General features: G+C 75.2%; 19 protein-coding genes and 1 pseudogene. 10 read left to right on the forward strand and 10 right to left on the reverse strand.

Annotated elements, in window-relative coordinates; all coding sequences use genetic code 11:
- Positions 1–80: 80 nt before the first annotated feature.
- On the reverse strand, positions 81–1544 hold the full coding sequence (locus ACF1AL_RS21615; RefSeq protein ID WP_391826941.1) for an aminotransferase class I/II-fold pyridoxal phosphate-dependent enzyme: 1464 nt from the start codon (positions 1542–1544) through the stop codon (positions 81–83).
- A 160-nt stretch (positions 1545–1704) separates the two neighbouring features.
- Between ACF1AL_RS21615 and ACF1AL_RS21620 the strand changes: the two genes are divergently transcribed.
- Entirely contained in the window at positions 1705–2889 is a 1185-nt protein-coding gene (locus ACF1AL_RS21620; protein WP_391826943.1) for an amidohydrolase, read from the forward strand.
- 24 nt (positions 2890–2913) lie between these two features.
- Here ACF1AL_RS21620 and ACF1AL_RS21625 read toward each other — a convergent pair whose 3' ends face one another.
- The 3 genes from ACF1AL_RS21625 to ACF1AL_RS21635 form a co-directional block, all read right to left on the reverse strand.
- Positions 2914–3555, reverse strand: coding sequence for a class I SAM-dependent methyltransferase (locus tag ACF1AL_RS21625; protein ID WP_391706088.1), 642 nt, complete (start codon positions 3553–3555; stop codon positions 2914–2916).
- Positions 3556–3663: 108 nt separating this feature from the next.
- Positions 3664–4704 carry a DUF6745 domain-containing protein gene (locus tag ACF1AL_RS21630; RefSeq protein WP_391826945.1) on the reverse strand — a complete coding sequence of 347 codons (1041 nt, stop codon included), beginning with the start codon at positions 4702–4704 and terminating at the stop codon, positions 3664–3666.
- A 20-nt stretch (positions 4705–4724) separates the two neighbouring features.
- Complete coding sequence (locus tag ACF1AL_RS21635) at positions 4725–5051, reverse strand: hypothetical protein (RefSeq protein ID WP_384205504.1); 327 nt, start codon at positions 5049–5051, stop codon at positions 4725–4727.
- A gap of 185 nt (positions 5052–5236) precedes the next feature.
- Between ACF1AL_RS21635 and ACF1AL_RS21640 the strand changes: the two genes are divergently transcribed.
- From ACF1AL_RS21640 to ACF1AL_RS21665, 6 genes and pseudogenes are all read left to right on the forward strand, one after another.
- Positions 5237–6193: an STM4015 family protein gene (locus ACF1AL_RS21640; RefSeq protein WP_386420581.1), complete on the forward strand. Its 957-nt coding sequence runs from the start codon at positions 5237–5239 to the stop codon at positions 6191–6193.
- A pseudogene (locus ACF1AL_RS21645) lies at positions 6190–7299 on the forward strand (STM4014 family protein); the annotation flags it as partial. The gene ACF1AL_RS21640 and the pseudogene ACF1AL_RS21645, both read left to right, overlap by 4 nt.
- A 610-nt stretch (positions 7300–7909) precedes the next feature.
- A complete protein-coding gene (locus tag ACF1AL_RS21650; protein ID WP_391827006.1) occupies positions 7910–8770 on the forward strand; it encodes an STM4013/SEN3800 family hydrolase in 861 nt (286 codons plus the stop codon).
- Positions 8767–10116 (forward strand): STM4012 family radical SAM protein, encoded by a 1350-nt coding sequence (locus ACF1AL_RS21655; protein ID WP_391826947.1) that lies wholly within the window; start codon positions 8767–8769, stop codon positions 10114–10116. Before ACF1AL_RS21650 ends, ACF1AL_RS21655 begins: the two co-directional genes overlap by 4 nt.
- An 11-nt stretch (positions 10117–10127) precedes the next feature.
- Entirely contained in the window at positions 10128–10997 is an 870-nt protein-coding gene (locus tag ACF1AL_RS21660) for an STM4011 family radical SAM protein (protein ID WP_384205499.1), read from the forward strand.
- 155 nt (positions 10998–11152) lie between these two features.
- Positions 11153–12529 (forward strand): alpha-lytic protease prodomain-containing protein, encoded by a 1377-nt coding sequence (locus ACF1AL_RS21665; protein WP_386420580.1) that lies wholly within the window; start codon positions 11153–11155, stop codon positions 12527–12529.
- Positions 12530–12742: 213 nt separating this feature from the next.
- Here ACF1AL_RS21665 and ACF1AL_RS21670 read toward each other — a convergent pair whose 3' ends face one another.
- The 5 genes from ACF1AL_RS21670 to ACF1AL_RS21690 are packed head-to-tail and all read right to left on the reverse strand — an operon-like array spanning position 12743 to position 16571.
- Complete coding sequence (locus ACF1AL_RS21670; RefSeq protein WP_391706072.1) at positions 12743–13822, reverse strand: serine hydrolase domain-containing protein; 1080 nt, start codon at positions 13820–13822, stop codon at positions 12743–12745.
- Positions 13819–14736 (reverse strand): DUF6895 family protein, encoded by a 918-nt coding sequence (locus ACF1AL_RS21675; RefSeq protein WP_366841224.1) that lies wholly within the window; start codon positions 14734–14736, stop codon positions 13819–13821. The genes ACF1AL_RS21670 and ACF1AL_RS21675 overlap by 4 nt, the downstream gene beginning before the upstream one ends.
- Entirely contained in the window at positions 14733–15680 is a 948-nt protein-coding gene (locus tag ACF1AL_RS21680) for a DUF6895 family protein (protein WP_391777608.1), read from the reverse strand. Before ACF1AL_RS21680 ends, ACF1AL_RS21675 begins: the two co-directional genes overlap by 4 nt.
- Complete coding sequence (locus ACF1AL_RS21685) at positions 15677–16372, reverse strand: hypothetical protein (protein WP_391706066.1); 696 nt, start codon at positions 16370–16372, stop codon at positions 15677–15679. The genes ACF1AL_RS21680 and ACF1AL_RS21685 overlap by 4 nt, the downstream gene beginning before the upstream one ends.
- A gap of 19 nt (positions 16373–16391) precedes the next feature.
- Positions 16392–16571 carry a hypothetical protein gene (locus ACF1AL_RS21690; protein ID WP_391826949.1) on the reverse strand — a complete coding sequence of 60 codons (180 nt, stop codon included), beginning with the start codon at positions 16569–16571 and terminating at the stop codon, positions 16392–16394.
- Between the two features lie 371 nt (positions 16572–16942).
- Here ACF1AL_RS21690 and ACF1AL_RS21695 point away from each other — a divergent pair, with 371 nt between their 5' ends.
- From ACF1AL_RS21695 to ACF1AL_RS21705, 3 genes are all read left to right on the forward strand, one after another.
- Entirely contained in the window at positions 16943–17548 is a 606-nt protein-coding gene (locus tag ACF1AL_RS21695) for a GNAT family N-acetyltransferase (protein WP_391777609.1), read from the forward strand.
- Positions 17549–17604: 56 nt separating this feature from the next.
- On the forward strand, positions 17605–17880 hold the full coding sequence (locus tag ACF1AL_RS21700; protein ID WP_384205485.1) for a hypothetical protein: 276 nt from the start codon (positions 17605–17607) through the stop codon (positions 17878–17880).
- A gap of 137 nt (positions 17881–18017) precedes the next feature.
- On the forward strand, positions 18018–18200 hold the full coding sequence (locus ACF1AL_RS21705; RefSeq protein ID WP_366841230.1) for a hypothetical protein: 183 nt from the start codon (positions 18018–18020) through the stop codon (positions 18198–18200).
- Positions 18201–18207: 7 nt separating this feature from the next.
- Here ACF1AL_RS21705 and ACF1AL_RS21710 read toward each other — a convergent pair whose 3' ends face one another.
- Positions 18208–19566: a diacylglycerol/lipid kinase family protein gene (locus ACF1AL_RS21710; RefSeq protein ID WP_391827008.1), complete on the reverse strand. Its 1359-nt coding sequence runs from the start codon at positions 19564–19566 to the stop codon at positions 18208–18210.
- Between the last annotated feature and the right edge of the window lie 64 nt (positions 19567–19630).

Below are 19630 nucleotides of genomic sequence, written 5' to 3' on the forward strand. Positions count from 1 at the left end.
CCGCGCGGACCCGCGGGGATCCCGGTCGCCGCACCCTGTGACGCCTGTCCAAGTACCCGGGGCTCCGTCCCCGACACGGATCACGTCCTGGCCACCACCCGCAGGGTCTTCACCGTCGGGTCGGCGGCGTCCGGGATGAGCACCCCGTGCTCGACACCGCTGCGCAGGTACTCCAGCACCTCGTCGGTGATCACCTCGCCCGGCGCGATCACCGGGACGCCCGGCGGGTACGGGCTGATCATCTCGGCGCTGATCCGCCCCGCGGCACGCTCGGCCGGCACGTGCTCGACGGGCGCGAAGAACGCCTCCCGCGGCAGCATCGCCTGCTCCAGCTCCAGCGTCGACGGCTCCGGCAGCCGCACGTACGCCTGATGTTCGATCGTGTCGGCCTTCTCCACCAGTGCCTCCAGCGCCTCCACCAGGATGCGCTCGGTGGTGTCGTCGTCGGCGTGCGTGATCGAGGCGCTGATCCGGAAGGTGTCGGAGCCGCCCATGTCCACGTGCCGGTTCGTGCGCAGCCACTCGGTGGCCTGCATGCCGCTGATGCCGAGGCCGCGCACGTCGATCACGATCTTCAGCGGGTCGATGTCGGCGGCCAGGCCCTCCTCGACGACCTCCGGGCCCATGACCCGCAGCCCCGGCAGCCCGGCGGCCGCCGCCCGCACCCGCCGGGCCCGCTCCAGGGCCGTGCCCAGCAGTTCCCGCCCCTGCTCGACCATCTGGCGCCGCCAGCCGTCCAGCGTGGCGTACACCAGGGAGGAGGCGCTGGTGGTGCCCAGCAGGTCCTCCCGCTGCTTGAGCGCCTCGCTGGAGATCCGGTCGTACTGCAGATGGAAGACGGAGCTCTGCTCGATGGCCCCGCCCATCTTGTGCACGCTGGTGAGGACCAGGTCGGCGTCCGCGTTCATGCCCCACACGGGCAGCTCGGGATGGAACGGCAGATGCGCGCCCCACGCCTCGTCCACGATGAGCGGCACGTCGAACTCGTGGCACACCCGGGCCACGCCCGCGATGTCGGCGCACGAACCCCAGTCGGTCGGGGTGATCAGCAGCATCCCCTTGGCGGCCGGGTGCTCGCGCAGCTTCGCGCGCACGTCGTCGGGCTCCGGCGGATGGGCCAGATGCCGCTCGGTGTCGAACTTCGGGTGCACCCAGATCGGCTCCACCCCGTTGACGACGACGGCCGCCACCACCGACTTGTGCGCGTTGCGCGAGATCAGCAGCTTCTCGCCGGGGCCGGCCACGGCCAGCATCGCCGTCTTCACCGACAGCGAGCTGCCGCAGGTGGAGAAGAACGCCTCGCGCGCGCCGACCGCGTCCGCCATCAGCTCCTGCGCCTGGCTGAGCACGCCCTGCGACTGCCGCCGGTCGTCCAGCCCGTTGAGGGACAGCACGTCCGAGCGGAACACGTCCATCCCCACGACGTCCGCCACCCGAGGGTCCGCGCCCCGGCCCTGCTTGTGGCCCGGCGGGCCGTAGGCGATGTCGCCGCGGCGCCGGAACTCCTGCAGCGCTTCCAGGACAGGGGCACGTGAGTGGTCCATCGTTCCTCCAGGTCGCACGGATCACCGGCGGGGAGCCGGCCGGCCGCGCGGGCGGCCGTACCCACCGTGTTGCACCGCCACGGCGGGTGAAACTCCGGGGTGTCGGCGCCGGGCGCCCTGGAAACCCGTGCCGGCACGACCGCTGCCCCCGGGAGGACGTGTGACTGTGACACCGGACGGCGTCCACGACGCCCTGCGCGCCGAGGTCGCCGGCCGGGCCGGCGCCCTGTGGGACGTCGCCCTGCGCCTGCACGCCGACCCCGAGTACGCCTTCGCCGAGCACCGGGCCGCCGCGCTGCTCAGCGGCGAGCTGGAGAGCGCCGGGCTCACCGTGCGACGGGAGGTGGCGGGCATGCCGACCGCGTTCACCGCCCGCTCGGGCCGCGGCCGGCCCGCGGTGGCCCTGCTGCTGGAGTACGACGCGCTGCCCGGCCTCGGCCACGCCTGCGGCCACAACCTGATCGCCGCCGCCGGCCTGGGCGCCGCCCTCGCCCTGCACACGGTGCTCGGCGGCGCCCACGGCAGCGTGCTGGCGGTCGGCACCCCGGCCGAGGAGGGCGGTGGGGGCAAGGCCGTCGAGGTGGAGGCCGGCGTGTTCGACGACGTCGACGCCGCACTGATGTTCCACCCCGGGGTCCACGACTGGGCGCGTGCCCCGCTGACCGCGCAGGTGCAGTACCGCGTCGGCTTCCACGGCCGCGCCGCCCATCCCACGGGCAACCCGACCGAGGGCATCGACGCGCTGGCCGCGCTGGTCGAGCTGTTCAACGTGGTGTACGCCCTCGGACGGCGCCTGCCGCCGGCCTCCCACGTCCAGGGCATCGTCACGCACGGCGGCACCGCCACCAACATCGTCCCCGACTACGCCGAGGGCCGCTTCGGTCTGCGCGCGGCCACGACCGCCGAACTGGACGCACTGACGGCCCAGTTGGGCGAATGCGCCGAGGGTGTCGCGCGGGCCACGGGCACCCGGGCGGAGACGGAGCGGGTCACGGTCCGCTACGACCACTTCCGGGACAGCGCGGTCCTCTCGGAACGGTTCGCCGGACACGTCTCGCGGGCCGGCATCACCCTGACCCCGCCGGTGCCGGGCGTGCAGCTGGGTTCGTCGGACATCGGCAACGTCAGCGGCAAGGTGCCCGCCATCCACCCATTCGTGGCGATCATGGACGCGGACGGCTCCGACCACACCCCGGAGTTCGCCCGGGCGGCCGCCTCACCGCGGGCCCGCACGGTGCTGACCGCCGCCGCCCAGGCGCTCGCGTGCACGGCGGCGGACGTCCTGCTCGACGCGGACCTGCGCACGGCGGCGTGGGCCCGCCACCGGGAGGGCGAGGGGACCTGACCCGCCCACGGACCGCGGGCCCCCTCAGTCCTGCGCTCGCGCGCAGTACAGGAAGAGATGCGGCTCGGGCGCGGCGGAGGCGTGCGCGGGCGTGAACTCCACGGCGTGACGGGCCAGCACGCCGAGCCCCGCCGAGCGGGCCAGCGCGGCGAAGTCCTCGGCGGCGAAGCTGGTCGCGCGCACCGGCTGTCCCATGAAGTCGATCGGGACGTCCTCCACGTCCGCCGGGACCGTGGCGAGCACCATGCTGCCACCGGGACGCACCGCCCGCGCCAGTTTCCCGACGACATCGGTCTGCTCGGCGCGGGTCATCTGCAGCAGCGAGAAGTACACGCACACCGCGTCGAACGACGCCTCCTCCAGCGGCAGGTCCCGCACGTCGGCCTCCTCGAAGCGGGCGCCGGGGACCTGCCGCGCGGCGAGGGCGACCATCACGGGGGAGACGTCGACACCGAGCACGTCATGGCCGGCCGCGGCCAGCGCGGCGGCGGTGGGCCGCCCGGTGCCGCTGCCCACGTCCAGCACGCGGCTGCCCGGCGCCAGACGCCCCAGGAGCCAGTCCAGGGACGCCAGATGCGCGGGGGAGGCGGCGAACGCCTTCTCGTAGTCCGCGCCCAGCGCGTCGAACACCACCGCCGCCGGCGGCCGTTCCTCGGAGTCGCTCACGTGTGTGCCCTGCCTTTCCCGTCGGATGCTGCCGGGTGCGCACCGGATCTGCCCCCGTTCACCGGACCCTATGCGCGCGGACCGCCGCCCGCGCGGCACCGCGGGAACTCACGTCTCCCGCACCGGCGCGTACACGTCCGGGTGCAGTCCGAACGTCCAGGCCACTCCCTCACGGGCGGTGCGCGTCTGCGGCGGCACCCGCAGCCAGTACGTGCGCCGCGTGCCGTCCGGCTCCGGCGTGGAGTTGAGCACCTCGACCATCACCACCGGCTCGTCGCCGTCCAGGTCGATCCGCCACAGGGTGCCCGTCGCGTCCGTGTGCAGCGGACGGGCCCCGGAGTCGGCCAGATAGCGCTCGTAGCCGTAGTACTCCAGCATCACCCGGCGCAGCTCGGCGTTCTCCTCGGTGCGGATCCGCTCGGGCGTCAGCCCCGCCAGCTCCGCGAGGAACGCGGCCGGGACCGGCATGCCCCGCCAGGCGTACAGCGCGAAGCCGTCCGCGAAGGCGAGCGCCGGACCGTCGCCGTGATCGAGCCGCCCCGCCTCGTCGCGGTGCAGGGCGACCGGCCGCTCGCACACGACGGCGGCTCTCTCCAGCGGCCACCACCAGCCGGCGTTGCGCGCGACCAGCGCCAGCCCGTCCAGGGGCGCACAGTCGGTCGCGAACGCCGCCAGCCACGGCGCGTCGTGCTGACCCAGCACCGCGTCCAGCAGGACCAGCCGCACCGCGGCCGCCTCCCGCCGGTCACCGTCCCCGGCGAGGTCGTCCAGCAGGCCCCGGCGGATCCTCTCGACGAGCGCCTCGGTGGTGTCCCACAGCCGGCCCCCGGTCGCAGACCAGTGCGCCGACCAGCCCGCCGGCCCCAGCTCCCCGTGCAACCGGGCGCGTGCCGCCGCCCACGGGCGGCTGCGCACCGCCTCCCGCACACTCGGCCCCGCGTCCGTCAACTCCCGTACCAGAGCGACCCCTTCGCGCGGGGAGCGCGCCCACAGCACTCGCTCCGGCTCCGCGAGACCCGCCCGCCGGTAGGCCAGACGCACCCCGGCCTCCGCCGCGGCCCGGTCGGCCGGCCCGGTCGCCGCGGCGCGGGCCCGCCAGTCGGCGACCACCTCGTCCGCGTGCGCCGTCACCTGTTCCTCCGTCAGCACGCCCGTCCCCTCCACCGCGCTCAGTCCGCCACGATCCGCACCGACCCGGGCACGTACTCCCGTTGCCGGACCACCCGGTACCAGCCCTTCGGCAGGGTGATCGGCGCATGCTCCTCGTGCACCACCCGCCCGCCCTCCGGCAGCCGCAGCAGCATGGGCCCGAACGGCCCCGGCTCCCGCACCAGTTCGCCCGGACCGACCACGGCATGGGCGTGCCCGGTCACCTCGCCGAGCGCCAGCACCAGCCGGCCGCGCGCGTCCCGCGGCTCCCGCGCCGCCTGCTCCACGTGCGGCGGCACCGCGTCCTGCGCCACGGGCACGATCAGCACGTCTCCCTGCCGGTACACAGAGCTCTCCCCTCCGCCCGCCGCACGGTGCGCGGGCCTGGAGAAGACCGTAGGGGCCGGCACTGACAACGGGCCGCTGCCGCTCCCCGCCGCACCCGCCTGTCAGTGCCTGTTGGTAGAACTGCTCGCACGTCGCACCCGCGGCGCCCCACCCACGACCGGCCCTCACGTCAGGAGCAGTCCGCATGACCATCGGCGACCACCTTCAGGAGCTGTACGGGCTGCCCGCCTTCACCTTCCCCCAGTCCGGCGACAAGCCGGACCTCCCCGCTGCCTCCGCCGTCGCCTGGCGGATCGAGAGCGACACCTACGACGCCGAGGAGGACTGGACGGAGGTGTTCGCCCGCTTCTGCGCCGCCGTGGACACCACCGGGGTCCGTGCGCTGATCGTGGGCGCCTGGGAGGACGCCTACGACACCGCGCCCACCGCGATCATCGAGGCGCTGCTCGCCGCCCGCGACCGCCTCCCCGCCCTGCGCGCCCTGTTCCTGGGCGACATGACGGGCGAGGAGTGCGAGATCTCCTGGATCAACCAGACCGACGTCAGCGCTCTGCTCGCCGGCTTCCCGGAACTGGAGGAGTTCGGCGTGCGCGGCGGCGAGGACCTGGGCTGGACGGCGCTGCGGCACGAGGGGCTGCGCCGGCTGACCGTGCAGACCGGCGGCCTGCCCGTCGCGGTCGTCCGCGGCATCGGCGCGAGCGACCTGCCGGCGCTGGAACACCTCGACCTGTGGCTGGGCACCTCCTGGTACGGCGCCGACAGCGAGGCCGCCGACCTCGCCCCGCTGCTGTCCGGTGAGCGCCTGCCCCGGCTGCGTCATCTCGCGCTGCGCAACAGCGAGATACAGGACGAGGTCGCCGCGGCCGTGGCGTCCGCGCCCGTCGTCGCCCGGCTGGAGGTGCTCGACCTGTCCATGGGCACCCTGAGCGACGAGGGCGCCACCGCGCTGCTCGCCGGCCAGCCGCTCACCCACCTCAAGAAGCTCGACCTGCACCACCACTTCATGAGCGAGGCGCTCGCCGAACGCATCCGGCAGACCCTCGAACCCGCGGGCGTCGAGGTCGACCTGGACCGGGACGGCGCCGACGAGGACGTGGACACCGACGGCACCGTCCACCGGTACGTCGCGGTGGGCGAGTGACCACGGTCGTGCCCGGCGTTCCGCCCGCCCGGCCGGCGGCGCCGATCGCCGTCGTCGGCAACCCCGAGAACCGGCGGGTGACCCTGTTCACCCGGGCCGTGACGGAGGCCGGCCTGCCCGCACCCCGTGTCGTCCCGTGGACGCGGGTCCTGCGGGACGGCGGGGCCGCGTTCGCGCCGGAGGAGGTGGTGCGCCTCGACTCGCCCGGCGAGAACCCCGAGGTGGACCGGCTGCTGCGGGGCACCGACGACCCGACCCGGGTGGAGGGCTCCGCCCGCTGGTACGCCGGTTTCCTGGCCGCCGTGCGCGGCCTGCGGGGCGGCCTCCGCCTGGACGACCCGGACGAGCTGGCCGTGCTGTTCGACAAGCGGCGCTGCCACGCCGTCCTGCGCGCGGCCGGCGTCCCCGTGCCCGCCTCGCCCACCTCGGGCCCGGCGGCCGCACCGGTCGGCGGCTGGGACGACGTACGGCGGCTGATGCGTGAGCACCACCTGCCGCGGCTGTTCGTGAAGCCGGCGCACGGCTCGTCCGCGTCCGGGGTGCTCGCCGTGGAGTCCGGTCCCCGCGGCCGCGTCAGGGCGACCACCTCGGTCGAAGCCGCCCCCGGGGGACGGCTGTTCAACTCGCTGCGGGTGCGGCGCCTGGAGGACGAGCGGGACATCGCCGCCCTCGTCGACGCCCTCGCGCCCGACGGGCTGCATCTGGAGCGCTGGCTGCCGAAGGCGTCGCAGGACGGCCGGGCCGCGGACCTGCGCGTCGTCGTGATCGCCGGCCGGGCCACCCACGCGGTGGTGCGCACCAGCGCCTTCCCGCTGACCAACCTCCACCTCGGCGGCCGGCGGGGCGACCTGGACGCGGCCCGGCGGGCCTTCGAGGACGCGGGCCTGCCCTGGGGCGAGGTGCTCGCCACCTGCGAGCGGGCCGCCGCCTGCTTCCCGCGCACCCTGTGCGTCGGCGTCGACCTGCTCCCGGCGGCCGGCTGGCGGCGCGTCGCCGTCGGCGAGGTCAACGCCTTCGGTGACCTGCTGCCCCGGCTCACCGGCCTGCCCGGCAGCGGCGCGGAGGGCCTGGACACGTACGCCGCCCAGGTCGCGGCGCTGCTGCGCACACCGCACACGGGGTTCGCCTGGCGTCAGGTGCCGGACCCGTCCGTGGGGAGGGAAACGTCGGCGCGGCGTGTTGCGGGTGTGCGGCTGGACCCGTCCGTGGGGCAGGGGACGTTGGCCCGTCCTGACGCGGGTGACCCGCGCGGCCCGTCCGAGCCGCCCGGGACACCGGCCCGGCGTGCCATGCGTGCGCCGCACGATCGGGCCGCGGTGCAGGTGCGTCCGGCCCGGCGTGACGCCCGTGCGCCGCAAGGCCGCCGCGCCCCAGGCGAACCGGACGGCCCTCGCGACCGGCGCGACCCGCTCGACCGGCCCGGATTGCCCGGCGCGCCTGGACGGCTTGACCCGCTGAACCCGCCCGATGCGTTCGGACCGCCTGACGCACCCGGACCGCCTGACGCACCCGGACCGCCCGGTGCGCCCGGACCGGCCGGACTGCCCGGACTGCCCGGCGGCCTGGGACGGGCCGGCTCGTACGGTCCGCCCGGCCAGGCCCGCCGCGCCGATCCGCCCGACCAGGCTCGCCGCGCCGATCCGCCCGCGCGCCCCGCACCCCCGGCATCGCACCACCACGGAACGGAAACACCCCATGCCCGCGCCTGACCTGGACATGAACGAGGTCGTCGGCAGTCACGACCTGCTGCTCGTCACCCTCGACACCCTCCGGTACGACGTCGCCGCCGAACTCGCCGCGGCCGGCCGCATCCCCCACCTGGCCCGCCATCTGCCCGGCGGCCGGTGGGAGAAGCGGCACGCCCCGGGCAGCTTCACGTACGCCTCCCACCAGGCGATCTTCGCCGGCTTCCTGCCCACCCCGGCCGCACCCGGCCCGCACCCGCGGCTCTTCGCGGCCCGGTTCGCCGGCAGCGAGACCACCGCCGAGCGCACCTACGTCTACGACGCGCCCGACCTGGTCGGCGCCCTCGCCCAGGACGGCTACCGCACGGTGTGCATCGGGGGAGTGGGCTTCTTCAACCGGCAGGGGCCGCTCGGCTCGGTGCTGCCCGGCTTCTTCCAGGAGGCCCACTGGGAGCCGGAGTTCGGCGTCGCCTCGCCCACCTCCTTCGAGGCGCAGGTCGAGCGCGCCGAGCAGGTGGCGCGCGCCCTGCCCCACGACCAGCGGCTGTTCCTGTTCGTCAACGTCGCCGCCCTGCACCAGCCGAACTGGTTCCACCTGCCCGGCGCCACCCGCGAGGCGGGCGACTCCCGCGCCACGCACGCCGCCGCCCTGGAGTACGTCGACCGGCACATCGGCCGCCTGTTCGCCGCCGCGAGCAGCCGCCGCCGCTGCTTCGCCATCGTCTGTTCCGACCACGGCACCGCCTACGGCGACGACGGCTACACCGGCCACCGCCTCGGCCACGAGGCGGTCTGGACCGTGCCGTACGCCCACTTCTTCCTCGAACCCGCCCCGGCCATGGACCCCGTGCCGTCCATGGACCACGCACACCCCGCCGAGGCCGCCCGATGAGCACCGTCACCCCCGCACGCCCCGCACCCCCGCGGCCGTACCAGAGTTACGTCTACGCCTATCCGCACAAGACCGCCTACCGGCCGCTGCCCGACCGGCCGTCCCTGCGCGCCCTGTGGGAGAGCGAGCCTAAGGACGCCCTCTCCCTCTATCTGCACATCCCGTTCTGCGAGGTGCGCTGCGGCTTCTGCAACCTCTTCACCCGCATCGGCGCCCCCGACGGCCTGACCGGCGCCTACCTGGACGCCCTGGAGCGGCAGGGCCGCGCCGTACGCGACGCGCTCGGCGACACGGAGCCGGTCCGCTTCGCCACCGCGGCGTTCGGCGGCGGCACCCCCACCTTCCTCACCGCCGCCGAACTGACCCGGCTGTGCGACATCGCCGAGCGGCACATGGGCGCCGGCCTGGGCCGCATCCCGCTGTCGGTGGAGGCGTCGCCCGCCACCGCGACCGCGGACCGGCTGGGCGTGCTCGCCGAGCGCGGCACCACCCGGCTCAGCCTCGGCGTGCAGAGCTTCGACGACATCGAGGCCCGTGCCGCCGTACGCCCTCAGCGTCGCGCCGACGTCGAGGCGGCCCTCGCCCGCGTCCGCGACACCCGCATCCCGGTGCTCAACATCGACCTGATCTACGGCATCGACGGCCAGACCGAGGACAGCTGGCTGCGCTCCCTGGACGCCGCCCTCGCCTGGCGCCCCGAGGAGCTGTACCTGTACCCGCTCTACATACGCCCCCTGACCGGTCTCGCCCGCCGCGCCGACGACGCCGACCCGGCCTGGGACGCGCAGCGCCTGCGCCTGTACCGGGCCGGCCGCGACCACCTCCTCGCGCACGGCTACACCCAGCAGTCGATGCGCATGTTCCGCCGCGCCGACGCCCCGCCCCAGGGACCCGACGACCACGCCTGCCAGACCGACGGCATGATCGGCCTCGGCTGCGGCGCCCGCTCCTACACCGCCGCGCTGCACTACTCCTTCGACTACGCCGTCTCGATGCACGAGATCCGCGGCATCATCGACGACTACGTCGCCACCGAGGACTTCGCCCACGCCGAGCACGGCCGGCGCATCGACGCCGGCGAGGCCCGCCGCCGGCACCTGCTGCAGTCCCTGCTGCAGGCCGAGGGCCTGCGGGTGGCCGACTACCGGGAGCGCTTCGGCAGCACCCCCGCGGACGACTTCGGCCCGCAGCTGCGCCGGTTCGCCGAACGCGGCTGGCTCGCCGGCGACGGCGCGCACGGCACGCTGCGGCTCACCGCCGAGGGCCTGGCCTACTCCGACGCCGTGGGGCCCGAGCTGTTCTCCCCGGCCGTGCGCGCCGCCATGGCCGCCTACGCCCGCAAGTGAGGCGGCGGTCCATGGATCTGACCCTGCTGTACCGCGGCCCGCTCGCCTCCTGCGACTACGACTGCCCCTACTGCCCCTTCGCCAAGCGGCGCGACAGCCCCGGCCAACTGCGCGCCGACCGCGCCTGCCTGGAGAGGTTCGCCGCCTGGGCCGCCGGTCAGCGCGGCGACCGGCTCTCCGTGCTGTTCACGCCGTGGGGCGAGGGCCTCGTCCGCTCCTGGTACCGGCGTGCCCTCACCGAGCTGTCGCACCTGCCGCACATCCGCCGCGTCGCCATCCAGACCAACCTCAGCTGCCGCACCGACTGGCTCGCCGACGCCGACCTCGACACGCTCGCCCTGTGGTGCACCTACCACCCGGGCCAGACGCCCTACGACCGCTTCCTCACCAAGTGCCACGACCTCGCCGCGCGCGGCGTCCGCTTCAGCGTCGGCATCGTCGGCCTGCCCGGCCACCTGGAAGCCGCGCGGCGCCTGCGCGCCGACCTCCCCCCGCACGTCTACCTGTGGGTGAACGCCGCCGAGGGACACCTCTACGACGACGCCGAGGCCGACCGGTGGACGGCCCTGGACCCGCTCTTCCCCTACAGCCGCCACCCGCACCCGAGCGCCGGACTGCCCTGCCGCACCGGAGAGTCCGTGGTGTCGGTCGACGGGGACGGCACCGTGCGCCGCTGCCACTTCGTGCCCGCCGAACTCGGCAACCTCTACGACGGCTCCTGGCGGGCAGCCCTGCGCCCCCGCCCCTGCCCGCTCGCCGTGTGCGACTGCCACATCGGTTACGTCCACCTGGAGACGCTGCCGCTGTACGACGTGTTCGCGGGCGGTGTGCTCGAACGGATCCCCGCGCGGCTCCCGTCCCGGACCGGCACACCCGGGTAGGCGGCGCCGACTTACTGCACTTGCCACCCTTCGCGTCCCCCATCGCGGGAAACACCTCCGCCGGCGCCATGAGGAGCGGACGTCGCGGCTAGGCCTATGGCTCCACGACGTCCTACGTCTCGTACTCCTCATCCGAGTCCAAGGAGGCCTTCCGTATGGTCGGCAGACATCCCGCGCGCACCGGCCGTGCCGCCCTGGTGGCGATCGCCGCCCTCGCCCTCGCCGCGGTCCACCCCGCGGCGGACGCCGCGCCCCCGCCCGCCCCCGGTCCCGTCCCGTCCGCGGCGCAGACGCTCGGGGCGGACCGGCCCTCCGCCGCGATGCTGCAGGCCCTCCAGCGCGACCTGAAGCTGACCCCGGCTCAGGCGACGGCCCGCCTGGTCAACGAGGCGGAGGCCGGCGCCCGGGCGGGCCGGCTGCGCAACACCCTCGGCGCGCACTTCGCCGGCGCCTGGGTCAAGGGCAGCACCGCCTCCGAACTGACCGTCGCCACCACCCGCGCCGCCGACGCGTCCGCCATCCGCGCCCAGGGCGCGAAGGCGGCCGTCGTCAGCGCGTCGCTGAGCGACCTGCGGTCGCTGAAGACGAAGCTCGACCAGGCGGCGCTGCGGGCGAAGAAGGCCGCGGACACACCGGTGCGGTACGTCGACGTGCGCACCAACCGGGTCGTCGTCCAGGCCACCAGCCGTCAGGCGGCGGACGCCCTGATCAAGGCGGCGGGCGTGTCCACGAAGCGGGTGGCCGTGCGCGTGTCGAAGGAACGGCCCCGCGCGCTCGCCGATCTCGTCGGCGGCGACGCGTACCACATCAACAACACCTTCCGGTGTTCCATCGGTTTCTCCGTCACCAAGGGCGACCAGAACGGCTTCGCCTCGGCGGGCCACTGCGGCAAGCCCGGTGACACCACCACCGACCCGAACGGCACCCAGCAGGGCACCTTCCAGGCCTCCACGTTCCCCGGCAAGGACATGTCGTGGGTGGGGGTGACCAGCGGCTGGTCCGTCACGCCCAAGGTGCGCGGCGAGGGCGGCGCGACCGTCGACGTGGCCGGTTCCGTCGAGGCGATGGTGGGCGCGTCCGTGTGCCGTTCCGGCTCCACGACCGGCTGGCACTGCGGCACCGTCCAGGAGCAGAACGCCACCGTCACCTACGCGGAGGGCACGGTCAACGGGCTGACGCGGACCACGGTGTGCGCCGAGCCCGGCGACTCCGGCGGCCCGTACATGGCGGGGACGCAGGCGCAGGGCGTGACCTCCGGCGGCTCGGGCGACTGCACGAGCGGCGGCACCACGTTCTTCCAGCCGGTCAACCCGATCCTGAGCGACTTCGGGCTGACCCTGGTCACCGCCACCGCCCAGTCCAACGCCCCGCTCCCGCAGGACACGGCGGCCGACGCGTGGGCCACGGGCCGGGTGTACGAGACCGGGGCGACGGTGACGTACGACAAGGTGCGCTACCAGTGCCTGCAGTCCCACCAGGCGCAGGGCGCGTGGGCGCCGAAGAGCACCCCGGCGCTGTGGCAGCGCCTGTGAGCGACGCCTGACGGGCCCGGCGCGCGGACACCACCCGCGCGTCGGGCCCGTGGCGTGCCAGGGACTCCCGCCCAGGCGCATCGGTGCGTTCAGCCTCCGGCCCGGACCCGGGCCGGCGTGTTCTGCCTCCGCCCGGACCCGGACCGGCGTGTTCTGCCCCCGCCCGGTCCCGGGGCTGCACGTCACCCCAGGCTCCGCCATGGGGGCTCGCGTTCACGTCCCGTCGTCGAACAGCAGCGCGTACGCCGTGGCCACGAACGGGTCGGAGGCGCGGAACCGGCGGGTGCACACGGCGGCCAGCGCGGTGCCGGTGTCCGGCCGGAAGCCCAGGAACGCCTGCTGACCGAGCGTGGCCCCGCTGTGGAAGTACATCGGCCCGCCGTCCGTCGGATGCCGGAACCAGGTCAGGGTGTGCGTGTGCCGGCGGCCCAGGCCCCGGCGCAGTACCGGCACGCGGACCGCCCGCAGCGCGCCGGGCAGCGGCGCCCCGCCCGGATCGAGGTGGGCCTCCAGGAAGGTGAGCAGGTCCGCCGGGGTGGCCCGGACGGCGCCCGCCGCCTGGAACCCGCCGGCATCGAAACCGTGGGTGGGCGTACGGCCGTCCTTGCCGTGCCCCACGGCGTCGGTGGCCGGCGAACCCGCCCACAGCCCGGTGTCCCGCAGGCCGAGCGGGTGCAGCACGTGCGCGGTGACCAGGTCCTCCCAGGACGTCCCGGCCGCCGCCGCGAGGGCGTGGCCGAGGACGGCGACTCCGAAGTTGGAGTAGTGCCAGCGGCTGCCGGGCCGGTGCCGGGGCCGGGCGCGCAGGAAGGCCGCCACGACCCGCTCCGCCGGGTAGCGTGCGTAGGGCTGGGTGTGCCAGGCGGGCAGCGCGCGCGGGAAGAAGTCGACGGGCAGCGCGGGCAGTCCGGACGTGTGCGTGACCAGGTGCGCGAGGGTGATCCCGGCGGTGCGTGCCGGCCGGCCGGGCGCCAGGAGGGCGGCTGCCGACTCACCGCCGGTGAGGGTGCCGCGCTGGATCAGGTCGGCCAGGAGCAGGCCGGTGAAGGTCTTGGAGGCCGAGCCGATCTCGTAGCGCAGGTTTTCCCGGGGCGTGGTGGTGAAGCGGCGGCCGCCGCAGTGGACGATGCGGTGTCCGTGCCGGGAGAGCGCGAACACGGCGTCGGGCGCGTCGGACGCCTCTACGGCGGCCGCGAGCCGTTCCTCGTCGTCGCCCCTGGTGAACGGCCCGGCGACTGGGGTCTCCTCGGGGAGGGCGGGCTCGGGCCAGGTGGTGCGCCGCGCGCCGCTCATGACGCCCGCGCCAGGTCGTCGAGGGAACGGGACAGGGCCAGGGTGCCGGCGAACGCGGCGACCAGCGTGGGGTGGTAGACGACGTCGAAGACCTCGTCCCGGTCCCCTTCCGGCATGGTGCGTACCGCGGGCATGGCGCCGTCGGGCTGCTGGGCCGCCGCGAACGCCTCCCAGGCGCGGGGGTCGAGCGTGGGCCGGGGCAGGCAGGCGTCGACGACGAGCAGTTCGCCGAGCAGGTCCCAGCGCTGCAGGTCCACCCAGTCGTCGAGCCACGCCGGCAGCCACAGTGCCAGGTACTCGGCGGCCTCGGCGGGCAGGCGCTCGGGGTGCTCGCCCCAGTCGGTGAGGTGGAAGACGGCGTGAGTGATGTCGTAGGCGGTGTGCCCCTCCACGGTCCACGGCTCGGGCCGGCGGGCCAGCCAGGTGCGGCGGTAGGCCTCGGCCTCCGGCGGCCGCGGGGTCAGGCCGAAGCGGCGCTGGGCGGCGGACAGGCCGAGCCGCCGGGTGGGGGCCGTCTCGAAGGCGGACCAGCTCTCCAGCCGGTGGTTCAGCTCGGTGGCCCGCTCGATCCCGGGCCGGCTGTAGCCCAGTTCCCGGAACGGCAGGTACACCTCGAAGGGGATCGGCGAGAACGGCTCGGTGCGCTGCCCGCGCTCCAGCAGGGCGCCGCCGTCGAGGCTGTCGCGCCAGACGTGGTCGAGCAGCCTGCGGGCCAGCTCGCCCTGGCGTGAGCCGGCCACTCCCTCGCGGAAGAGCACCGTGCACACGAGGGCGAGTTCGCCGATGGGCTTGAAGCGCTCCAGGAAACCCACCTCGGGGTCCGCGTCGGGCTCCAGCCGGAAGCCGTCGCGGTGGGCCCACAGCCATTCGAGGGCACGCACACTCACGGTGTGCGTCAGGCGCGCGCCGGTCATGCGTGTACTCCTTGCGGTCCCTGGGGGACGTGCGCGTCCCCGCGGAGGCGGTCGAGGGTGAGGACGCCGGCGAAGGCCGCCATGAGGGTGGAGTGGTAGTGGCCGAGGAAGTCCGCCGCCTCACCGGCGCCGGCGGCCAGGTGCGGCTCCTCGGGGAGCGCGCCCGACGGGTGCCGGGCGGCGGCCAGGGCCGTCCAGGCGGTGTCGAGCGCTGCGGGGGCGGGCAGGCAGGGCACGCTCGCCGCCACGGCGAGCAGTTCGCAGGACAGGTCCCACATGCCCGCGTCGAGGCAGGTGTCGAGCCAGGCCGGCAGCCACAGCGTCAGATAGGCCGCCACCTCCGGCTCGACGCCCGGGCCGCCGCGCCCCCAGTCGGTGAGGTGGAAGACGACGTGGGTGAGGGCGTAGCCGGAGAACCGTTCGAAGGTCCACGGTTCGGGCAGCCCGCCCAGCCAGGTGCGGCGCACCGTCCCCGGCACCTCGCCGTCCGGGGGGCGGCCGCAGTGCCGTTCGGCGAGCAGCACGCCCAGCCGGCGCACCGGCACCTGCTCCACGAGGCGGCGGCCGCGCGCGCGGACGAGGTGGGCGGTCAGCTCCTCGAACCCGTCGTGGCGCAGGCCGGCCGAGGCGAACGCGGCGTACACCTCCAGGGGATACGTCGCGAAGGGTTCGTGGCGCTGCAGGCGCAGCAGCAGGTCGCCGTGCTCGGTCTGCCGCCACGCGAAGGAGAGCAGATCGGCGGCTGCCGCGTACAGCGGATCCGCCGGCGGGACGACGTGCAGGGCGGTCGAGCAGACCTGGGCGAGTTCGCCGAGCGGCTTCCAGGTGGTGTTCACCACGCCGGGGTCGTCGAGCGCGCCCTCGCCGAGGACGAAACGGTCGCGTTCCGCCTGGAGCCAGGCGAACGACGTCCCGGTCACCTCCCGCACGCGCGCCGCCGTCATGCGGCGACTCCGCTGCGCATCAGCCGTGCGGCCCGCACCTGCAGGGCCACGCACGCGTCGTCGCCTCCCATCAGCTCCACGAAGTCCAGGCCGGCGTCCAGGCCCAGAGTTTCGGGCACGTCCCGCAGGAGTGCCAGCCAGCGGCCGGCTCCGGCGGCCTGGCGCCAGTCCCGGCGGCGTACGGCGCGGACGAAGCCGCGGGCGACGTCGACCACGCGCTGCTGGGCGCCGCGCGCGACGGCGCTGTCCTCACCGGGGACGGCGAGGGCCGCCAGCACCGCCAGACGGTGGGTCAGGGACTGCCAGGAGTCGTCCCGGAGCCAGGCGGTGCCGGGTTCGGCGGGGGGCGGGCCGGCCGGGGCAGGGTCGGCGCGGTGCAGCGCGCGGGTCATGCCCCAGTGGCTCCACGCCACGTTCGGCGCGGCGCCGGGCCGGGGCGGGAAGGCCTCGGCCGCCGTGCGGACCGCGGTCAGCTCGCCGGGGCCGGGGGGAGTGCCGAGGAGGGCGTGCGGCAGGAGCAGGTCCGCTCCCAGCACGCGCACGGCGGCGAGGACGACGCCGTCGGTTTGCCCTTCGGACAGGGCCTCGCCCGCCCAGGGGGCGTGGCCGCCGCCACGGAGGGCGGTGGCCACGCCGGAAGCGAGGTCCTGCACCACGCCCTGCAACAGGGCGGAGGTACCTGACTGCTCCATGGGTGCTCCCGTCGGTCCGTCAGCCCTTCTTCGGGCGGGGGGTCGGCGGGGAGAGCAGGAGGTTGCTGGTGCCGGCCTGGAGCGCGAGAGCGGCGCACTGCCGGCTGTCGCGGTAGACACCCTCGGGCTCGGCCGGGTCCAGGACTTCCTCCAGCTCGATGGCGGTGAGTTCCTCGATCTTGCATTCGGTGGAAGGCATATGACCATCTCCCTGTGGGGTTTGCGGATACCCACCTCACTGGTTCACCCGTTTTCCCGTGATGATGCAAAAATCCCATAAATCCCTTTTCGTCACTTTTTCAACAGTCCGGGGCTGCTCCGGCGCGCAGGCGCCGGCCGCGGCGGCGGGGTCCCCGTGGGGTGCAGGCGCTGGACGCGTCGGGGCCGACCCGGGGTGCCGGGGCGGGGAGCTCCAGGCCCGCCGATGGGGCTCGGCCAGGGGAGGCGGGAGCCTCGCACACCCTGGGACAACCCGGCGGCGGCTGGGGCCGGAGGTGACCGGTTGACCCCGGTGCGGGCGTCAACGACCCCTGTGTCCACATGAGTTGGGACCGATGACAGGATGCCCGCATGCCGATACCCGAGATCACGGCGACGGCGCCGGGCGATGCCGCCCTGGTGAGCCGCGTCCTGGCCCGCGCGTTCGACGACGACCCGATGATGCGCTGGTTCTTCCCCGACGAGGCCCTGCGCGCCGGGCGGCTTCAGGCCTACTTCGAGGTGCTCTTCACCCGGCAGTACGGCCCGCACGGCGTCTGCGAGCGCACCGGCGCGGCCGCCGCCTTCTGGGTGCCGGACGGGGCCCGCGACAAGGCCGTGCCGGACGAGGAGACCATCCGCCGGCTCGTGGACGTGCTGGGAGAGCGCGCCCCCGCGTTCAAGGACGCCGTCGAGCGGGCCGCCGGGCACACCCCGCGCGAGCCGCACTGGTACCTCGCCGTCATCGGCGCCGATCCCGCCGCCCGAGGCCTCGGCCACGGCGCGGCCCTGCTGCGCTCGGGGCTGGCCCGGGCGGACGCCGCGGGGCTGCCGGTGTACCTGGAGTCCTCCAAGCCCGGCAACGTCCCCCTCTACGAACACTTCGGCTTCCGGGTGCGCGAGGAACTGCGCCTCGGTCCCGGCGGCCCGCCCCTGTGGTCGATGTGGCGGGAGCCGCGCGCCGGCGCCGAGGCGTAGGCGGCTGCCGCCCCGGCTCGGGCGCCGTTGTCAGTGGGGGATGCGACGCTGTGGCCATGGACGAGACCGAGTTCATGCAGGGCCGTGTGTACGGAGCCGACCACGAGGACGCCGCGCCCCGCCCGGGCCGCCGCTACGCCGAGCTGGTCGGCGGTCCGCTGGACGGGCTGCTGCTGGATGTCACCGACGGGCCGGAGCGGCAGGAGGACGGGGGCGTGGCCCTGCCGACCGAGATAGGCCGCCACGGCCCCGGCGGCCGCGCGCTCTACGCGCCGCGCGAGGCCGAGCCGCTGCGCTTCGACTGGCAGGGGGATCTGCCGCCGCACCGCTGATCACCCACCGTGACCGGGCGGGCCGTTCCGGACCGACTTTCCAGTACCGGCAGTAACATGATCACCTTGTCTCCGGGTGCACCGTACAGTCAATTCCGGCGCTGTCTGAGGCACGCGCCCTCATTCGGAGATGTGTCATGCCCGCTGAAAACGCCCCCGTGGCCGCCCTGGAAGAAGCCCGCGCCACCTATCAGGAGCACCTGCGCACCTGCCGGCAGTGTCACGCCGACCAAGCCGCCTGCGCAGTCGCCAAGCACCTGATGCGCATCTACAACAACGCCCGCCGTCGGCACACCGGGCCCGCCGAAGCGGGACACTGACGACCCGTCAGAGACGCCGCACCCGGCGGGGGACGGCCGTGCGGCCCACCGAGGCGGCCAGCTTCCGCACCCGCCGCCAGTTCATCCGGGGCGGCGGCTCGGGCACCCCGGGGCGCTCCCGGGGCACCCGCACCCGCAGCGCACGGCGGGCGATGCGGCAGCGCACGGGGGTGGGCAGCACATGCGCCTCCCCGTCGATGCCGACCTCGATCTCCGGCCGGTCCGCGTCGACGACCACCTCGCGTGCCGCCGCGATCGTCAGGCCGGCCGGCTGCGGGTCCAGCAGCAGGGCCGCCGCCTCGACCGCGCTGTCCACCCGTACGCCCAGTACGCCGAGCGTGCCCGAGTCCAGCCGGTCGCGCCGGCCGAGACCCAGCGGATCGCCCGTGCGGTAGGGGTTGTTGCTCACCAGCACCGCGTGCGGCTCGTGCAGGGCCGTCCGCCCGGCGGCGGCGCCCTTGAGCCGGGCGGTCAGCCGCGGCCCGTCCTGACGGGTCAGCAGGTCGGGCAGCATCTCCAGGGCGGTGCCCACCTTGTCGCCCCGGTACGACGGGTTCTGGATGACCGCGGCGTAGGCCCCGAAGGAGGCGTTGTTCACGAACGGCCGCCCGCTGACGTACCCCAGGTCCACCCGCAGCTCCACGCCGTCCACGAGCGCGGCCAGTCCGGCGGCCGGGTCGTCGCGGTCCAGCCCCAGGTCCATCGCGAAGTGGTTGCGGGTCCCCGCGCTGAGCACCAGGAACGGCAGGCCGTGTTCGGCGGCCACCGCCGCCACCAGCGCCTGCGTGCCGTCGCCGCCCGCCGCGCCCAGCAGGTCCGCGCCGCGCCGGACGGCCGCCCGCGCCAGCGCGGTGACGTCCTGTTCGCGGTCCGGGTCCAGCAGCACCACCTCGGCGCCCAGCGCCTCGGCCTTCTCCTTCAGGCCGAACCGTTCCACCTTCCCGTCCCCGGAGCGCGGGTTCATCACCAGGAACGGCCGTCGCGCCGGCGGCACGGGCCGCTCCCGCATCACCGGCCGGTGCTCCCCGGTGCTGCGCAGCGCGTACCGGCCGCACCACACGGCCACGGCCCACAGCAGCGGGGAGACGATCAGTGCCCAGACGAAGGTTGCCGCGAACAGCGCCACCACGGCCACCGGGGTGGCCACGGCCAGCACCGCCGCCGCGAGGCGGACCGGGCCGCGCCGCGACAGCGCCCACCACAGGGCTGCCGCGGTCAGCCCGAGCCCGGCCGTGCCCACCAGCATGAGCAGCAGCCCCGTGGCACCGCCGACGAGGACGGGCAGCAGCACGGCGGCCGCGGCCGCCGCCAACGAGGCCCGTGCGGCCCATCTCTGCCCCCAGGGGACATGCCCGCCGAAGTCCATGCCGCCGGCCTCCTCCCACACCCGCGCTCATCGTAGAGGCGACCGTCGCGCACGGACCCGTACG

This window comes from Streptomyces sp. NPDC014801 (assembly GCF_043082085.1).
Lineage (GTDB): Bacteria > Actinomycetota > Actinomycetes > Streptomycetales > Streptomycetaceae > Streptomyces.

Coding starts and splice junctions, on each gene's coding strand:
- ACF1AL_RS21615 (WP_391826941.1), bottom strand. CDS start 1,544: ATGGACCACTCACGTGCCCCTGTCCTGGAAGCGCTGCAGGAGTTCCGG.
- ACF1AL_RS21640 (WP_386420581.1), top strand. CDS start 5,237: ATGACCATCGGCGACCACCTTCAGGAGCTGTACGGGCTGCCCGCCTTC.
- ACF1AL_RS21650 (WP_391827006.1), top strand. CDS start 7,910: ATGAACGAGGTCGTCGGCAGTCACGACCTGCTGCTCGTCACCCTCGAC.
- ACF1AL_RS21655 (WP_391826947.1), top strand. CDS start 8,767: ATGAGCACCGTCACCCCCGCACGCCCCGCACCCCCGCGGCCGTACCAG.
- ACF1AL_RS21660 (WP_384205499.1), top strand. CDS start 10,128: ATGGATCTGACCCTGCTGTACCGCGGCCCGCTCGCCTCCTGCGACTAC.
- ACF1AL_RS21665 (WP_386420580.1), top strand. CDS start 11,153: ATGGTCGGCAGACATCCCGCGCGCACCGGCCGTGCCGCCCTGGTGGCG.
- ACF1AL_RS21670 (WP_391706072.1), bottom strand. CDS start 13,822: ATGAGCGGCGCGCGGCGCACCACCTGGCCCGAGCCCGCCCTCCCCGAG.
- ACF1AL_RS21675 (WP_366841224.1), bottom strand. CDS start 14,736: ATGACCGGCGCGCGCCTGACGCACACCGTGAGTGTGCGTGCCCTCGAA.
- ACF1AL_RS21680 (WP_391777608.1), bottom strand. CDS start 15,680: ATGACGGCGGCGCGCGTGCGGGAGGTGACCGGGACGTCGTTCGCCTGG.
- ACF1AL_RS21685 (WP_391706066.1), bottom strand. CDS start 16,372: ATGGAGCAGTCAGGTACCTCCGCCCTGTTGCAGGGCGTGGTGCAGGAC.
- ACF1AL_RS21690 (WP_391826949.1), bottom strand. CDS start 16,571: ATGCCTTCCACCGAATGCAAGATCGAGGAACTCACCGCCATCGAGCTG.
- ACF1AL_RS21695 (WP_391777609.1), top strand. CDS start 16,943: ATGCCGATACCCGAGATCACGGCGACGGCGCCGGGCGATGCCGCCCTG.
- ACF1AL_RS21700 (WP_384205485.1), top strand. CDS start 17,605: ATGGACGAGACCGAGTTCATGCAGGGCCGTGTGTACGGAGCCGACCAC.
- ACF1AL_RS21705 (WP_366841230.1), top strand. CDS start 18,018: ATGCCCGCTGAAAACGCCCCCGTGGCCGCCCTGGAAGAAGCCCGCGCC.
- ACF1AL_RS21710 (WP_391827008.1), bottom strand. CDS start 19,566: ATGGACTTCGGCGGGCATGTCCCCTGGGGGCAGAGATGGGCCGCACGG.